The sequence below is a fragment of the Oceanobacillus timonensis genome, assembly GCF_900166635.1.
GTDB lineage: Bacteria > Bacillota > Bacilli > Bacillales > Amphibacillaceae > Oceanobacillus > Oceanobacillus timonensis.
In genome coordinates, this window is the sequence record NZ_LT800497.1 from 1,293,351 (window position 1) to 1,308,361 (window position 15,011).

The 15,011-nt window shown below is 37.3% G+C and carries 20 protein-coding genes and 1 other RNA gene; 16 read left to right on the plus strand and 5 right to left on the minus strand.

The genetic code is table 11. The features are described 5' to 3' along the window. Positions 1-57: 57 nt before the first annotated feature. Positions 58-963: an alpha/beta fold hydrolase gene (locus tag B7E05_RS06220; protein ID WP_080873393.1), complete on the minus strand. Its 906-nt coding sequence runs from the start codon at positions 961-963 to the stop codon at positions 58-60. A 231-nt stretch (positions 964-1,194) separates the two neighbouring features. Between B7E05_RS06220 and secG the strand changes: the two genes are divergently transcribed. The 5 genes from secG to ssrA all read left to right on the plus strand — a co-directional run bounded on the left by secG (position 1,195) and on the right by ssrA (position 5,744). Next, on the plus strand, positions 1,195-1,431 hold the full coding sequence (gene secG, locus B7E05_RS06225; protein ID WP_080873394.1) for a preprotein translocase subunit SecG: 237 nt from the start codon (positions 1,195-1,197) through the stop codon (positions 1,429-1,431). Positions 1,432-1,550: 119 nt separating this feature from the next. Continuing rightward, positions 1,551-2,297, plus strand: coding sequence for an alpha/beta hydrolase (locus B7E05_RS06230; RefSeq protein ID WP_080873395.1), 747 nt, complete (start codon positions 1,551-1,553; stop codon positions 2,295-2,297). A 39-nt stretch (positions 2,298-2,336) separates the two neighbouring features. Further along, positions 2,337-4,604: a ribonuclease R gene (gene rnr, locus B7E05_RS06235; protein WP_080873396.1), complete on the plus strand. Its 2,268-nt coding sequence runs from the start codon at positions 2,337-2,339 to the stop codon at positions 4,602-4,604. Between the two features lie 160 nt (positions 4,605-4,764). Continuing rightward, positions 4,765-5,232, plus strand: coding sequence for an SsrA-binding protein SmpB (gene smpB / locus B7E05_RS06240; protein WP_080873397.1), 468 nt, complete (start codon positions 4,765-4,767; stop codon positions 5,230-5,232). Between the two features lie 148 nt (positions 5,233-5,380). Then, positions 5,381-5,744: a transfer-messenger RNA gene (gene ssrA / locus B7E05_RS06245) on the plus strand. Between the two features lie 190 nt (positions 5,745-5,934). Here the strand turns inward: ssrA and B7E05_RS22585 are convergent. Together B7E05_RS22585 and B7E05_RS22590 are read right to left on the minus strand one after the other, a co-directional pair. Next, positions 5,935-6,231: a tyrosine-type recombinase/integrase gene (locus B7E05_RS22585; RefSeq protein WP_342745021.1), complete on the minus strand. Its 297-nt coding sequence runs from the start codon at positions 6,229-6,231 to the stop codon at positions 5,935-5,937. Continuing rightward, complete coding sequence (locus B7E05_RS22590) at positions 6,228-6,764, minus strand: Arm DNA-binding domain-containing protein (RefSeq protein ID WP_342744981.1); 537 nt, start codon at positions 6,762-6,764, stop codon at positions 6,228-6,230. The genes B7E05_RS22585 and B7E05_RS22590 overlap by 4 nt, the downstream gene beginning before the upstream one ends. A 106-nt stretch (positions 6,765-6,870) precedes the next feature. Between B7E05_RS22590 and B7E05_RS06255 the strand changes: the two genes are divergently transcribed. From B7E05_RS06255 to B7E05_RS06265, 3 genes are all read left to right on the plus strand, one after another. Continuing rightward, positions 6,871-7,443 (plus strand): hypothetical protein, encoded by a 573-nt coding sequence (locus B7E05_RS06255; RefSeq protein WP_080873398.1) that lies wholly within the window; start codon positions 6,871-6,873, stop codon positions 7,441-7,443. A gap of 239 nt (positions 7,444-7,682) precedes the next feature. Further along, the gene (locus B7E05_RS06260) at positions 7,683-8,000 is read left to right on the plus strand and encodes a hypothetical protein (protein WP_080873399.1); all 318 of its coding nucleotides are present in this window, start codon (positions 7,683-7,685) and stop codon (positions 7,998-8,000) included. Further along, positions 7,997-8,560, plus strand: a complete 564-nt coding sequence (locus B7E05_RS06265; RefSeq protein WP_080873400.1) for an SMI1/KNR4 family protein — start codon at positions 7,997-7,999, stop codon at positions 8,558-8,560. Before B7E05_RS06260 ends, B7E05_RS06265 begins: the two co-directional genes overlap by 4 nt. Before the next feature lie 331 nt (positions 8,561-8,891). Here B7E05_RS06265 and B7E05_RS06270 read toward each other — a convergent pair whose 3' ends face one another. Then, a complete protein-coding gene (locus B7E05_RS06270; RefSeq protein WP_080873401.1) occupies positions 8,892-9,125 on the minus strand; it encodes a hypothetical protein in 234 nt (77 codons plus the stop codon). A gap of 87 nt (positions 9,126-9,212) precedes the next feature. Between B7E05_RS06270 and B7E05_RS22085 the strand changes: the two genes are divergently transcribed. The 8 genes from B7E05_RS22085 to B7E05_RS06305 all read left to right on the plus strand — a co-directional run bounded on the left by B7E05_RS22085 (position 9,213) and on the right by B7E05_RS06305 (position 14,497). Next, on the plus strand, positions 9,213-9,356 hold the full coding sequence (locus tag B7E05_RS22085; RefSeq protein ID WP_179134479.1) for a hypothetical protein: 144 nt from the start codon (positions 9,213-9,215) through the stop codon (positions 9,354-9,356). Between the two features lie 235 nt (positions 9,357-9,591). Continuing rightward, positions 9,592-9,906, plus strand: coding sequence for a DNA/RNA non-specific endonuclease (locus tag B7E05_RS06275; RefSeq protein ID WP_245832988.1), 315 nt, complete (start codon positions 9,592-9,594; stop codon positions 9,904-9,906). A 5-nt stretch (positions 9,907-9,911) separates the two neighbouring features. Continuing rightward, positions 9,912-10,400 carry an immunity protein YezG family protein gene (locus B7E05_RS06280; protein ID WP_080873403.1) on the plus strand — a complete coding sequence of 163 codons (489 nt, stop codon included), beginning with the start codon at positions 9,912-9,914 and terminating at the stop codon, positions 10,398-10,400. A gap of 841 nt (positions 10,401-11,241) precedes the next feature. Next, entirely contained in the window at positions 11,242-11,445 is a 204-nt protein-coding gene (locus B7E05_RS06285; RefSeq protein ID WP_080873404.1) for a hypothetical protein, read from the plus strand. 83 nt (positions 11,446-11,528) lie between these two features. After that, positions 11,529-12,059 (plus strand): DUF6431 domain-containing protein, encoded by a 531-nt coding sequence (locus tag B7E05_RS06290; protein ID WP_080873405.1) that lies wholly within the window; start codon positions 11,529-11,531, stop codon positions 12,057-12,059. 134 nt (positions 12,060-12,193) lie between these two features. Further along, a complete protein-coding gene (locus B7E05_RS06295; protein WP_080873406.1) occupies positions 12,194-13,447 on the plus strand; it encodes an IS481 family transposase in 1,254 nt (417 codons plus the stop codon). After that, complete coding sequence (locus tag B7E05_RS06300) at positions 13,440-14,240, plus strand: ExeA family protein (RefSeq protein ID WP_080873407.1); 801 nt, start codon at positions 13,440-13,442, stop codon at positions 14,238-14,240. The genes B7E05_RS06295 and B7E05_RS06300 overlap by 8 nt, the downstream gene beginning before the upstream one ends. Continuing rightward, positions 14,237-14,497, plus strand: a complete 261-nt coding sequence (locus B7E05_RS06305) for a hypothetical protein (RefSeq protein WP_080873408.1) — start codon at positions 14,237-14,239, stop codon at positions 14,495-14,497. Before B7E05_RS06300 ends, B7E05_RS06305 begins: the two co-directional genes overlap by 4 nt. 253 nt (positions 14,498-14,750) lie before the next feature. On the opposite strand, the gene B7E05_RS06310 is transcribed toward B7E05_RS06305, so the two are convergent. Beyond that, the gene (locus B7E05_RS06310; protein ID WP_080873409.1) at positions 14,751-14,969 is read right to left on the minus strand and encodes a hypothetical protein; all 219 of its coding nucleotides are present in this window, start codon (positions 14,967-14,969) and stop codon (positions 14,751-14,753) included. Positions 14,970-15,011 lie beyond the last annotated feature (42 nt).

Genomic DNA, 15,011 nt, shown 5'->3' on the forward strand with positions numbered 1-15,011 from the left:
CAATATGCAAGGCTGGCGGGACGACACGTGCGCAGATAAAATAAATGGATTTTGTTTCTATTTTCCATGATTTAAAAGCCAGGCTCCTATAAACGCAAACACCTCATTCCGACAGGTATCGTTTAATAATTCATGCTTTCCCCCGTCATAAACGTGAACGAGAATATTTTCCAGCCCGCTTTTTTGAAAAAGAGCAGCTGTTTTCCATATGCCTTTTCCATATTGCCCAATTGGATCTTCCCCGCCACTGATAAGGAGAAGAGGGAGGTTATTCCGTATATTTTGGTTGAGATTTCGGTTTCTGGTTTGGTAAATACCTTCTAATAAATCATAGAAGAAACGGGCTGTCGGAATAAAGCCGGTATAGGAATCTGCTTCATAAGCTGCGGCATATGCTTCGTCTCTTGTAAGCCATTCGTGCTTGAAATGTTTATCCTGTCTCATACCATTTCCTAAAACGAGCCAATTCATGAAAGGGGAGGTTTTCTTAGGTGGCAAGAGAGAAGCTACCATTTTCCCTGTTGTTGCGAGCACTTTGGAATAATGTCCAGTTCCAGTTAGTATGAGTCCATCCATTTCGGTACTATGATGCTGAATGAAGTGTCGCATTAAAAAAGAACCCATACTATGCCCAAAGCAGTAATAAGGAAGAGATGGAAAGGCTTTTTTTCCGTATTGCATGATTTCGTATAAATCTGTAACTACTCGCTGAAAGCCATTTTCTTCTGTAAAGTAACCTTGTATTCCTAAATCGCCTGTTCTGCCATGACCGCGGTGATCATTGCCAATGACGATAAAACCTAACGAAGTACAATAAGCAGCAAAGTCATGATAACGTTCGATGTGCTCCACCATACCGTGGGCAACTTGCAAGATACCGATTGGTCTGCTGTCGGGTAACCATTGTTTGATAAAAATGCTTGCGCCGTCAGAGACCTCCAGCCAGTCGTTTTTAATTTCCATGAAAATCTCCCTCCTTTGGTAACTTTACAGGTATGGTTATTATTTCTGTTAACACCGCAATTCTAATTTCATTATACGTGGAGGACAGGTTTGGAACAAATGGAAAGAGGGAATAAAAAATTGTTATTAATGTGGATGAAGACCACGTGCACAACTCCATCTTGCGCAACAAATTAAAAGTATGATAAAGTATAGAGTAGGATTGTCGGAACATAGGAGGAGTTTGAAAACATGTGGTTAACTGTGGTTAATGTTTTATTAGTGGTAGACGTTATCGTGATGATTACGCTAGTGTTACTGCAGTCTGGAAAGAGCGCAGGCTTATCAGGAGCGATTTCAGGCGGTGCAGAACAGCTATTTGGAAAGCAAAAGGCGCGCGGACTTGATTTAGTACTTCACCGTTCAACAATTGTTACGGGTGTACTGTTCTTTATATTAGCTTTTATAGCAGCATACGTATTGCAATAAATACTACCCTTATCGCAGTTTTGTGATAAGGTTTTTTTATTTTCGCTTTGCGTGATACAGGGTATACTAAAATAGAATGGGCTAAAATGATTTATGGAAGATGAAGGGAATGAATAATTGTGAAAATAAAATTACCACAGCCGTTTACATTCGAAGCAGGTGAGCGGGCTGTTTTATTATTACATGGATTTACCGGACACTCCGCGGATGTCCGGATGCTGGGACGTTTTCTCGAGAAAAAAGGATACACGAGCCATGCACCAATATATCGCGGACATGGACTGCCTCCGGAGGAATTAATAAAAAGTAATCCGGATCAGTGGTGGGCAGATGTGAAAGCTGCATATAACTATTTGAGAGATTTAGGCTATAAGGAAATTGCAGTGGCAGGTCTATCTTTAGGTGGCGTATTAGGTTTAAAACTTGCTTATTCGGAGAAAATTAAAGGAATGGTATCTATGTGCGCGCCGATGTATTTTGATAATGAGAAACAGCTGACAAAAGGCTTCAAGAAGTTTTCCAGAGAGTTTAAACAATTCGAGCAGAAGGACGAAACGGCTATTGACAAAGAAATGGACGCGCTTATAGAGCAATCAGAGAGTCTCTTTCGGGGAGTAGGCGAAACCGTTAAAGAGGTAAAATCAAATATTGATATGATTTATACACCTACCTTTGTCGTACAGGCAGAAAAGGATGAAATGATTAATACAGACAGTGCGAAATACATCTATGATAATGTAGAAACTACCCATAAAGAGATAAAATGGTATCCGAATTCCCATCATATTATTACAATGGATAAAGAAAAGGAACAGCTGCACGAGGATATCTATATGTTTTTAGAGAGCCTGGATTGGGAAGTATAGAGTATAAAGCAGAAAAGATAAAAGAAAGAAGGTGAAATAATGAAAGAACGCATTTTAGATTATATTAAAGAAAACAGCACCAAGCCTTTATCAATACAGGAATTAGAAGAAGGCCTGGCTTTAGAAGATGCGACAGAATTTAAAGAATTGGTTATTGCCCTAAATGAATTGGAATTAGAAGGAGAACTCGTCCGCACAAGGAAAAACCGATTTGGTCTTCCCGACAAAATGAATCTTATCAAGGGAACAATCCAGATGCATGCAAAAGGTTTTGCTTTTCTTATTCCAGAGGACGAAAATCAAACCGATGTGTATATTCATGCAAATGATATGGGTTCAGCGATGAATAAGGATAAAGTACTTGTTCGACTGGAAAAGAAAAACATGGATGAAGGCCGCCCCGAAGGAAAGGTTATCCGTATTTTAGAACGAGCTGTTGTTACAGTGGTCGGCACGTTTGAAGATAATCGTTCTTTTGGATTTGTCATCGCGGATGATAAGCGGATACCCAATGATATTTTTATTTCAAAGGGAAGTATGCACGGAGCTGTGGATGGCCATAAAGTACTTGCGCGCATCACCAAATATCCGGAGGGAAGAAAAAGTGCAGAAGGAGAAATTGTTCAAATTCTCGGTCATAAAAACGACCCGGGCATTGATATTATTTCCATTATTTATAAGCACGGGATTCCCATCGATTTTCCGGAAGAGGTCATTGAGCAGGCAAATAACGTCCCGGAAGAAATTCACCCGGATGATATACAGGGAAGAAAGGATTTACGGGATGAAGTTATTGTAACTATTGACGGTGCAGATGCTAAAGACCTTGATGATGCTATTAGTGTTAAACGTTTGGATAATGGGAATTACCAGCTTGGCGTTTATATTGCAGACGTCAGTCATTATGTAGATGAAGGAACACCTCTGGATAAAGAGGCCTTTGAGCGGGGAACGAGTGTTTATTTGGTTGATCGGGTGATTCCGATGATTCCTCATCGTTTATCAAATGGGATATGTTCTTTGAACCCGCAGGTTGACCGTTTAACACTCGGCTGTCAAATGGAGATTGATACAAGTGGACATGTCGTCAACCATGAAATTTTTCAAAGTGTGATTAATTCGAATGAGCGAATGACTTATTCTGATGTGAATAAGATTTTAGTAGATAAGGATGAAGAACTGCGCAAAAAATACGAGCCGCTTGTGCCAATGTTTGAAGATATGGAGCAACTCGCAGCTATTCTGCGTAAAAAACGCTTCGGACGCGGTGCGATTGATTTTGATTTTAAAGAAGCCAAAGTACTTGTCGATGAAAAAGGTCATCCGACTGATGTCGTTATTCGCGAACGCTCCGTTGGGGAAAAATTGATTGAAGAATTTATGCTTGCTGCGAATGAAACGATTGCCGAACATTTTCATTGGATGGATGTTCCGTTTATTCACCGCATTCACGAGGAACCGGATGAAGGAAAACTGGAGAAATTCTATGAATTCTTAGCCGGTTTGGGTATTTCCGTGAAAGGAACAGCCAATGAGGTCCATCCGCAGCAGTTGCAAAAGGTCTTGGACTCGATTAAAGATGATCCAGAGGAAATGATTGTTTCGAAATTAATGCTGCGTTCGATGCAGCAGGCGAAATATTCTCCACAAAGTGTAGGTCACTTTGGGTTGGCAACGGATTTTTATACGCATTTTACATCGCCGATTCGACGTTATCCAGATTTAATTGTGCATCGATTAATTCGTACCTATTTAATTGAAAAGAAAATGGACAAGAAAACGATGAAGCACTGGAAGGACAGAATGCCGGAAATCGCCCGCCATACTTCCGAAATGGAACGCCGGGCCGTTGATGCGGAACGCGATACCGATAATATGAAGAAAGCGGAATTTATGAAAGATAAAATTGGGGAAGAGTTCACTGGTATTATCAGCTCTGTAACGAATTTCGGTATGTTTGTCGAACTGGAAAATACAGTGGAAGGACTCGTTCATGTCAGCTACTTAACAGATGACTATTATCATTATGATGAACGCAGTCAGGCCATGATTGGAGAACGGACGGCAAAAGTATTCCGGGTTGGTGATGAAGTTGATATTAAAGTGGCCGATGTTAATTTGGAAGAATATACGGTTGATTTTGAATTGACATCCCTGGGTTCTCCGCGCCGGAAAGAAAGAAAACAGAAACCTTCCGGGAAAGTGATTCCGTCTTCAACCAAGACCAAAGAGAAATCAAAAACGAAATCGAAATCAAATGGCAAACCAAAAGCCAAAAATAAGAAAAAAAATAAACCAAAACGATAAAATCTCTAGAAAAGAGATTTTATCGTTTTTCGAGGGAAAACAATATATTTTTGAGATAAGGCAAGTTTTTTGGTAAGATATATAGAGGATTCGGTTGTGGGCACTATATCTACAGCTGGACAGGGACTTTTAAAAGTTCAATGGAAGAGGATGATGTCAAATGCCAAGAGGAAACGGAAAAACCATTGCGCAAAATAAAAGAGCTTCCCATGATTATTTTATTGAAGATACGTTTGAAGCAGGTATTGTGCTGCAAGGAACGGAAATCAAGTCTATTCGCAATGGCAGAGTGAATATTAAGGATGCACATGCCAGAATAGACAGAAAAGGGGAAGTGCAATTAGTCAACCTGCATATTGCTGAATATGAGCAGGGGAACCGTTATAATCATGACCCGACTCGTTCGAGAAAATTACTGCTTCATCGGAAAGAAATCGATAAATTAATCGGTTTGACGCAGCAGCAGGGTTATGCATTGGTTCCATTGAAGATTTATATTAAAAATGGGTATGCAAAAGTATTAATTGGTCTTGGAAGAGGGAAGAAGAAATACGATAAACGTGAAGATATGAAACGGAAACAGATGAAGCGGGATGTGGATCGGGCCATAAAAGAAAATATGCGTTAATTCGCTCGATACTTGACTTTTTAGTTTTATTTGTTATAATGAAGAATACCCTTGTTCCTAGTATGACATTGTATATACAGACAATACTACTGAAACAAGGTACAGCTGAATAATTGAAGTGAGTTTCAATATTCCCTGTATGTTATACGGGGACGTTACGGATTCGACAGGGATAGATTGAGCTCAAGTTGCACGTCGAGGTTACGGCTCGTAAAACGTTACGCCTAAATATAACTGGCAAAGAAAACAATCAACCTGTTTTAGCAGCTGCGTAAGTAGCCTAAAACGATCCTTCCTGCCATCGCCCGTGTGGCAGATTGAAGGGTCTCAAATGAAGCGGGCTATACTGCTATCCACGGTCTGAGGATGGGCAGAAGAACTTAATCAGACTAGCTCCATGGAAGCCTGTTGGTAGGCTGACATGAGAGCGAATGATAATATACCAACTAAGCGTGTAGATACTTGAGTGGCGATATCTCTGGACGAGGGTTCGACTCCCTCCGTCTCCATTAGATGTCTATAAATGCTGTCATATCAACATTTGCAAATCGCTGGCAACAAAACTGGCAACACTTATTTAAAATTGTATATCTTAGCGGGTTTGAAGTCGTCTTCCATTTGAAGTACGGCTTCTTTTTCTGTACTCGGGTATAAGTGACTATATATATTTAAAGTTGTACTTATATTTCTGTGACCTAATTGCTATGCAATGATACTAGGCATTGCGTTTTTATTTATTAGATAACTGGCGTGACTGTGTCTGAAATCGTGTATACGTATCTTTTTAACTCCTGTTGCTTTTACATATTTATCGAAATTGTTATCTATGGTAGTTGTAGAAACATGATCGTGAAATTCTCCAAATGCCACATATCCGGGTTTGTAATGTTCCCAGGATGCTTTTAATTGGGATAAGACTAGCATAATAACTGTTCTGTGACTGGCTTGTGTCTTTGTGATTGTTACCTTTCTGTTATAAGCTGTTTTGGTGATGCTTATTTTATTTTCTTACGTCCGAAAAACGGTTTTAAATGAATACGCACCACGTTTTCTATTTTCGTGTAAGATGATTCTTTCCTTCTTTTTTTATACCAACTCAAGTATATATCAGCTATTTTCTCAAAAGATAAATTTTCTTCATCTTCTATATCAAAATTGTAAAGGAAATCAATTTCAGCATTTTTAGCTTCTTTCTTGGTTTTAAAACCTCTTTTCATATCTCGTTTTCTTTCTCCATTTGGTAAATTCACATACGTACTGTAATAGTATGTTTTCCTCTTCTTATCTTTGTAAATTTCTTCGGCAGATAAATACATCAGATTAATGCCAACCCGAAGTGTATTTTCTTCATTATCATAAAAGGAAACGACAAGAAAACGATGTTCTGATTGTTTTTGTACCTTTCCTATTTCGGCTGTGTAATCGTCTAAAACATGTCTGTCTTCCATCTTCAAACGGCGCATGCTTTTTCGATTTGGTGTATACATGGATTTTTTCAAGCGAATCAAAAAGTATTTGTCATGCTTATCCAATGCATCAAACTCTTGAATGGTCGCATAATCCCGATCACGAACAGACGTGGTGACCTGATGCGAAAATTCATCAGCCCTGCAAGATGGAAGAATTGTTCGCTCTTACATGGATCACGATGGAGTTATGAAATATCATTTCGTAGAGAAAATTCCTGAGGAGAGATTAAAGCCGCCGGAAGTGGAGGAAGAAGACTTCTTTACGGAATTAGGTAATAGTTTCAAGAAGACCGTTAACAATACAGTAGAGTTAGGGAAGGATACAGTTACTCGTTTCGAAAATAATCAAAAAGAATTATACGATAACAAGATGAATTCATTTTATGACTTTTCGAATTATCTAACGCTAGGTGCCTTAGATATCGGGAAAGATACGTATAGAGGCATAGTTGGCTATGGTGAAAATATGCTTAACTCTCCAGCAGACTTTGCTAATTGGTTAACAATGGGAGGAGTAGACACAGCGAAAGGCGCAATTGCGCCAGAGGATCCAAATTCCAAAGAACATATAGCAAACGTACTCTCCTTGGGAACGTTGATGTTTATTCGTAGACCAACACCAAGTCCAGATGTCCCATCACCAAGTAGTAAACCATCGGGATCACAAGCTGTGCCACAGACTGATAACAATACAAATTCTTCCACAGCAAGTAGTTTTATACTACCTAATGGTGTAAAATAACCAACACTTACTAATATCCGAGAGTGGATTCGACAACAAATGCCGGAGATTGGGCTTGTGCAGGATGCTACTGGGGCTTATCATTTAGTTAGGACAGTCAGAGTAATGGTAATAGTTCAACTAAGAATAGTGGAGACTTTAATAAGGGTATAGATAGTTCAAGAACAAGATTACCAAGAACAAATGGTAAATGGGAAGGAAACCCTGGTAATGGAAAATGGTATTCAGATAATCCAGAGGTGAAAAAAGTAACAAACGGTGAAGGGGTAGAATTTACTGATGGAAGGCCTAATTTCACTCCATGGAGTAAAGGTACTATTAAATTTAAAAAAGGTGTGTTAGATGGAACTAAAAGGGATTTTAACCTAGTTTATGAAAAAATTAAACAGTTAAAAGGATTTAAAACAAACAATCTGGCCAAAGCTTGGCTTAAAGAAAAGGGATTAACGCCACACCATAAAAGTTCTACTGAAATTGAATTGATACTAACTGATCTGCAAGGGAATATACCACATATTGGTGCTGCATCTGATTTCAGAGGAGGAAAAACTAAGTGAATGAAATAATAAAAAGTAAGTTAAATGAAATTATTGATATGGATATGAGTACAATAAGAAGGGATAATTATAATGCCAGTACTAATGAGATAGAACGTATTTATAATATAAATATTCCATTAGATTATAAAGAATTTTTACTGGAATATGGCGGAAGCTTTATAAAAGATGGCATAATGTATCAACCAATTGAGAGTACTCCAGTAACCCCAGAGGATGGTTTTGATTCGATAAACTATTTTTATGGCATTACAAATGATAACTACGATATTGAATTAGCTATACAAACTTATATTGAGGTTTTAGGTACTGATATTATGCCTATTGCAGATGCTGGTGGAGGAGACTTGATATGTATAGGTTTAAAAGAGGAGTATAGAGGAAAAGTGTATTATTGGTATCACGAAAGAGAAAAGACTATAGAGGGTAGAGAACATTTTTATTTAATTGCAAATTCTTTTAAAGAGTTTATTTTAAAATTTATGTCTCATGAAAGGGAATATAATATAAATTTAGATGATATTGATATTTCTTTAGATGATGATTTATTAAAGGATTAAATTTAATCTACTCAACTTTCACAGACTGAAATAGACATGTGGTACTAAGGGACAGAAGATTCCACCTGAAGGTCATGATAAACCGTTTCTGAAAGAATTAGTTGAGCTAGAAACGCTTTTTAAGTAAAATTACACTTATACAATTGTTAATCTTAAAAGTAAGAGGATACTATGGATACCTGCCCCCGCATCTCTCTAGTTATTAGATTTAGTTGAGCAAGAAATATAACAGGCCACAGGGACAGGTTCACTGTCCCAATTTTTTCTCTAACCTAGCAAGGCATCTGTCCCCTGCCTGTCCCCGTGTTCTTTATTAAGGAAAGTCCCCACCCTATTTCCATTGCTTTTTTGTAAGTAAACTCCTCACCTGCTTCCAAAACGCTCGATTCATTTCTCTTTTCATTCCAGCAGCCTCTTCTTCCTCGATTAATAAGTGATTTACACCTGTTGGATTACGATAATTTCCACTCGTTGTATCTACTTGATATTGCTGTTTGAATTTTGCCAAGCGCTCCTTTGCTCTTTCATCTTTGCGTATGGTATCGATTAATCGGTGACGAATCATATAGTTCATCCTGAATTTCGAACCAATTTTATAAAAAAACATAAAAAAGGGCTCTAAACTTTGGTAGAATAGGATTAACCGGTCCAAATGTGTTTAGGAGTAAATGAAAAATATTTTGAACAAATTTATTTTTGGAACCATGAACAGGAAACGGATGAACTTATGGAAAATATGCATTATTTAGCCAGAAATATTAATGGGTTTTTAGATAGTTTATATGAACCTGAGTAAAAAGCTTGGCATCATCAAGGTGGAAAAATAATGATCATCAGGGACAACAGGTTCACTGTCCCTGGTTTTAATAGAGAAGATGCGTAAGTTTGAAGATAAAAATAATCAGTAAATATAGAAACAGCACTTGACATTTTGGCTAGTCATCAAGTGCTGTTTTATTTAGAATGCTTTTCAAATTAAAGAAGTACCGTATGGGGAACATATCGTTAGAGGCAGATATGGCAGAAAAGAATTGACGCCTAATACCCGTTATGTAACAGAAGACGGTTATAAGTATACAACGGATGAAATTGGTAGAATCGTAGATGTGGATGCCGATAATTTGGTTGCGCAAAATAGTCAGCTTAATCGTGCTGGTGGAGAATGGTATAACATGGAAACAGAGTGGGCGAATGCATTAAAAGAAGTGCCGCCTAAAAAAGTATCAGTTAGTATTAAACCTATGTATTCTAATAATTCTATGCGACCAAATTCTTTTATAGTGGAGTACGAGATAGAAGGTCAATTCTCGGTACTACGTGAAATTGCTAATCAATCAGGAGGATGAGTTTAATGAGTTTTGAAATGGAACTAAACAGAGCATATAGAGAAATTGCCCAACAAATTAATGAGATGATACCAATAGAATGGGAGAAATTTTATTTTAATGGAGAAGCGATAGATGAAGAAGGAGGTATATTTTTCTTTTTTACACCAAAAGGAAAAGAAGAATATATTTTTTCACACTATATATCTAAACTATTTAATATAGATAAAGTCACTTATTATAAAGAATTCCATAAATTATTTCAAAAAACAATAGAACTTCAAAAAGTATTTATTAATAATGACCAAGTTCCGTGGTTTTCTGTGACAATACTATTGAGTGCAGAAGGAAAATTAAAAGTACATTATGATTATGCAGATTGGCATAAAAGCGAATTTGGTCCAGCAGCAAGAACAAAGTATTTCGAGTATAAGTATATAAGTAAAGATAAGGAGCATTTTGATTTAGATTTAATGGAAAAGATGAGTAAGTTTGAAGAGAAAAATAATCATTAATTATAGAAACAGCATTTGATGTTTTAGGTCAGGTGCTGTTTTGTTATAATTTGCTTGGAATATAGTAAAAAGAAGAAGCATTGAAATACTAAATAGTTGAATGGGGTAAACAAGGGTTTCCGAGTAAATATTACAAAGAAAGTTTCCGAATAGCTGGAAACAAAAGTTGCAATACATAAGCCAAACCAGACAGTAGCTAATCCATTAAAAATGATTTTAAGAAAAATAGTGAAGTCGAAGAAAGCGCAATTAATAAATATAAAGATTTGCTTTCAAAAGAATTAATTGAAGCATGGAGAACTTATGGATATGGCGTTTAAGGGAAGGGTACTTAAAAATAATTAACCCTGAAGGATGGTTAGCAAAAGATACATTTCTTTGAAAACATGGGAAGAATGCATTGGTAAGAGTAGTAGTAGTTCAACTAAGGACAATGGAAGTGGAGATAAGGGTGTAAATAATCCAATAACAACAAGATTACCAAGAACAAATGGTAAATGGATGGAAAATGGTGTTCTGATATACCTGAAGTAAAAAATATAACAAATGGTGAAGGTGTAGAATTTATTAATGGTAGACCTAACTTTTCACCTTTGTCAGAGGGTGAGTATTTGAGAAAGGAAAACTAACAGGTACACCAAATGACTTTTCATTAGTGTATGAACAAATTCAGCACCAATATAATTTGCCATCAAAAAATGCTGCAAAGAAATTACTAAAACAAGCGGGTGTTACACCACACCATAAGTCAAGTACAGTAATAGAATTAATACCAACTGATTTGCATGGAAATATTCCGCATATTGGTCCGGCATCAGATTTACGAGGAGGGTATTAAAAAATGGAACAATTTAAAAAAAAGCTTGAAACAATAATTGATTTCGATGTAAAAGAGATTGATATTAGTTGGAATGAAAACCATATAAATAATCTAGAAGGAAAATATAATATAAAGTTACCTCAAGATTATTCATATTATCTGCAACATTATGGTAATGATTATATTGTAAACGAGCACATTATTTCTTCTAAAAAAGCAATATAATTTTCAAATTTCTCCGGCTTTACTGCTGTACTTCTCTGAAGAAATGTGCTAATTTTTGTTCAAATTCCTTCGGAGGTTTTTGAATGATTCTATCCCATGATTTTCAAATAAGTATAGAGGAATACGTCCAAAGAGGTAAAGAAAATGAATTTCCAGTATTGGATCAATGTCCAAATTGTCATTGTACGGGTGGAGGAAATGTTTATCGTCACGGTTTTTATTGGAGAAATGGAATCACAGAAGATGCCACATTACGTATTCCAATCTGCCGATTGAAATGTCTTTTGTGTGAAATGAGTTTTTCGATCCTGCCGGACTTTCTTCTTCCTTATTTTCAATACACTCTTCACACGATTTTAAAAAGGATAAGAGAAGTTCTGGAAAACAAAAAAGGAAATGGTCCCCGTCAATTATGTACATTCCATGTGCGACGTTTTTTAAAAGGGGTTCCTTGGATACATAGTTATTTCGTAGATGAGGAGAAGAGAAAAAATACAATGGAGAAAGGAAAAAAAGAGCCTCTAAACTATTTGAAAAGGATTATGCATATTGGCGAATCTTCCTTCTTACGAAGGAGCTGGAATCACTTATCGACCTACTTTATGGCGAATTAATCCAGCCGTATTTCAAAACCCAAAAAAATAATTACGATTCCACATACCTTTTGCGTTTTCAAAGGATGTCGTAAAAGATAGAATAAATTTATGGATGACCGGTCGTCCTTCTCATCAAAAAGGAGGAAGATTCCATGACAGAAAAAGAACGTGAACAAGTAGCTTTATTTCGATATGGCTTAATTGCGCCATTATTAAATGAACAGATCGATGCCAAGACTTATTTTGAACAGTTGGAAGGCAAGGTGCATTCGGTTCCTTATTATGGTAAGCGAACTGTGGCAGAAAAAACAATAAAGGAATGGCTGTATCACTATCGACAACGTGGATTCATCGCATTAAAGCCGAAGAAAAGAACAGATCGGGGGAATTCCAGGAGATTAACGCCGGAAGATCAGGATCAAATCCTGTATATAAGAAAAAAATTTCTCCATATGCCTGTGAGTGTTTTCTACGAACAGCTCATCAAACAAGGAGAAATCAACAAAAATAATATATCTTACTCTACTATAAACCGATTATTGAAAAAACACAACCTTGTTGGCAAAAAAATAAGTGCCATCCCGGAGCGAAAAAGGTTTGCACATGAACATGTTAACCATTTATGGCAGGCGGATTTGTCGCATGGTCCTTATATTTCGATAGATGGAAAAAAGAAAAAAACATTTTTGATTCTGTACATTGATGATTGTTCCCGATTGGTGCCATTTGGCCAATTCTTTACTTCGGAAAAATTTGATGGTGTTAGAGTAGTGACTAAGGAAGCACTGCTTCGAAGAGGGAAACCCAATCTCATTTATGCGGATAATGGAAAAATCTATCGTTCGGAAACCCTACAATATGCTTGTGCACAATTAGGGATTACGTTAATACACACACAACCGTATGATCCCCGTGCTAAAGGCAAGGTAGAAAGGATTTTTAAAACGATCCAAACCAGATTTTATCCTCTTCTGCAGGCCGACCCCGTTGACTCTTTGGAGGAATTGAATGAGCGATTCTGGCGCTGGTTAGAAGAGGAATACCATCGCCGGGTTCATGCTTCTTTAGAAGGAAAGACACCACATGAAGTGTATCAAAGTCAATTAGAAAACGTGCATTTCTTGGAGGATACATTGATTCTGGATACGGTTTTCTTGAAAAGAGAGCATCGAAAAGTAAAGGCAGACAGCACGATTACGCTAAACGGAAAGCTTTATGAGGTGCCTCCACGTTTTATCGGACAATCTATCGATGTCCGTTTTGATGAAAAAGGTATTTTTGTGTTCGAGGACGACCAAAAAGTAGCAGAGGCAGTCCCCGTATCAATGAAAGATAATGCCCACGCCAAACGTGTCCGGTCTCCATTTACCAAACGGGAAGAGCTGGAGGAGGATACCCATGTATAAAACATTCTATTCTTTGGCACAAACACCGTTTTCTAAAGATATACGTGCAGAAAATGCGTTTTTATCCACCGATTATCAAGGAGCACTTGGCGCTCTTGATTACTTGAAAGAAACAAAAGGGATGGGACTTCTCGTAGGTGAAGCCGGAACCGGCAAAACATTCACGTTGCGTTCTTTTAAAGAATCGCTCCATCCGTCTCTATATCATATCGTCTACTTCCCTCTTTCCACAGGAGGAGTGATGGACTTTTATCGCGGTTTAGCGTATGGACTTGGAGAAGAACCGAAATTCCGGAAAGTTGATTTATTTCGTCAAATTCAACAAGGAATGGAACAACTGAAACACGAACGAAAAGTGACGCCCGTTTTTATACTGGATGAAATGCACCTGGCGAAAGATTCGTTTCTTCAGGATTTAGCACTACTATTTAACTTTCAAATGGATTCAACGAACCCATTTATCTTAGTTTTATCTGGTCTTCCCTATCTCAAAACACGCTTATCGATAAACCACCATCGCCCCTTAGCGCAGCGACTGATTATGAAGTATGAGATGCAGCCTCTGGAGAAAGAGGAAATCGCAAAGTATATAGAGCATCATCTCAACTTAGCTGGTGCAAACATGCCTATTTTCACGGATACAGCAATAGAGGCTATTGGTTTGCGTTCTCAAGGCTGGCCGAGGGTCGTTAACACATTGACAGTGAATAGTCTTCTGTTTGGAGCCCAGTTAAAGAAAAATCAAATTGATGATGAAGTTGTACGCTTGGCTATCGAGGATAGTAGTTTATGATGACAAAAGGGATCTTGGTTTTTCATTATGATGATAGAGAATGGAGGCTATGGATTGGCCATGAAGCATATTGGTTAGATCAAGGATATACGTTTCATCTTCTTATTCAGCAGCAGTATTTTGAAGCATTTCTGGAGAAGGATACAGATTGGTTTATCACATTAGAGAAAGAAGTGAAAGTCGTGCTTCATCGAGAAGTAGTTTACAAAGTAAGTGTAGATTTAAATCAATATGCGAAAGTTGACGACCCGCTTTAGGGTCTTTTTTCTGGAGTATGGAGCTGAATTATTTTGAAAATAGTTGAGCACATTCCAGAATAGCTTGAAAATCGGAGCACATTATTTCAGATTTTATACCGAATTAATTTGAAAAATGGGAGCTGAGATAATGTGCTCGTTTACAATATATGAACGGCAAGATAAAAAAAATCTTACTAAATCCGCAATTTATTTGAAGAAAATGAGAAAATGACCCACGCACCATCGCTTGGAACATGGGTCATTATTTTTGTTATTGGGATTCTGATTGTTGGGTCATTATGGCACTTTGAATTTGGCTTACCGTTGTTTGTGCTGAAGCAATTTCAGTAGAAGCCTGCTTTATTGCTTCTTGTGCCAGTGCTTGATCTGATGTGCTTTTTTCGATAGCTTGCGTTAACAATTCCTGTGTTAATGTAACATTTGCTTTCGCTTGATTTAATTGGTTTACGTCAATTTGTTGTTGAGCCAATATAATCTCCCCTTTGTAATATTTATTACGTGTATATCTTGT

Coding starts and splice junctions, on each gene's coding strand:
- B7E05_RS06220 (WP_080873393.1), bottom strand. CDS start 963: ATGGAAATTAAAAACGACTGGCTGGAGGTCTCTGACGGCGCAAGCATT.
- secG (WP_080873394.1), top strand. CDS start 1,195: ATGTGGTTAACTGTGGTTAATGTTTTATTAGTGGTAGACGTTATCGTG.
- rnr (WP_080873396.1), top strand. CDS start 2,337: ATGAAAGAACGCATTTTAGATTATATTAAAGAAAACAGCACCAAGCCT.
- smpB (WP_080873397.1), top strand. CDS start 4,765: ATGCCAAGAGGAAACGGAAAAACCATTGCGCAAAATAAAAGAGCTTCC.
- B7E05_RS06255 (WP_080873398.1), top strand. CDS start 6,871: ATGGATCACGATGGAGTTATGAAATATCATTTCGTAGAGAAAATTCCT.
- B7E05_RS06270 (WP_080873401.1), bottom strand. CDS start 9,125: ATGATTCGTCACCGATTAATCGATACCATACGCAAAGATGAAAGAGCA.
- B7E05_RS22085 (WP_179134479.1), top strand. CDS start 9,213: ATGTGTTTAGGAGTAAATGAAAAATATTTTGAACAAATTTATTTTTGG.
- B7E05_RS06280 (WP_080873403.1), top strand. CDS start 9,912: ATGAGTTTTGAAATGGAACTAAACAGAGCATATAGAGAAATTGCCCAA.
- B7E05_RS06285 (WP_080873404.1), top strand. CDS start 11,242: ATGGAACAATTTAAAAAAAAGCTTGAAACAATAATTGATTTCGATGTA.
- B7E05_RS06290 (WP_080873405.1), top strand. CDS start 11,529: ATGATTCTATCCCATGATTTTCAAATAAGTATAGAGGAATACGTCCAA.
- B7E05_RS06295 (WP_080873406.1), top strand. CDS start 12,194: ATGACAGAAAAAGAACGTGAACAAGTAGCTTTATTTCGATATGGCTTA.
- B7E05_RS06300 (WP_080873407.1), top strand. CDS start 13,440: ATGTATAAAACATTCTATTCTTTGGCACAAACACCGTTTTCTAAAGAT.
- B7E05_RS06305 (WP_080873408.1), top strand. CDS start 14,237: ATGATGACAAAAGGGATCTTGGTTTTTCATTATGATGATAGAGAATGG.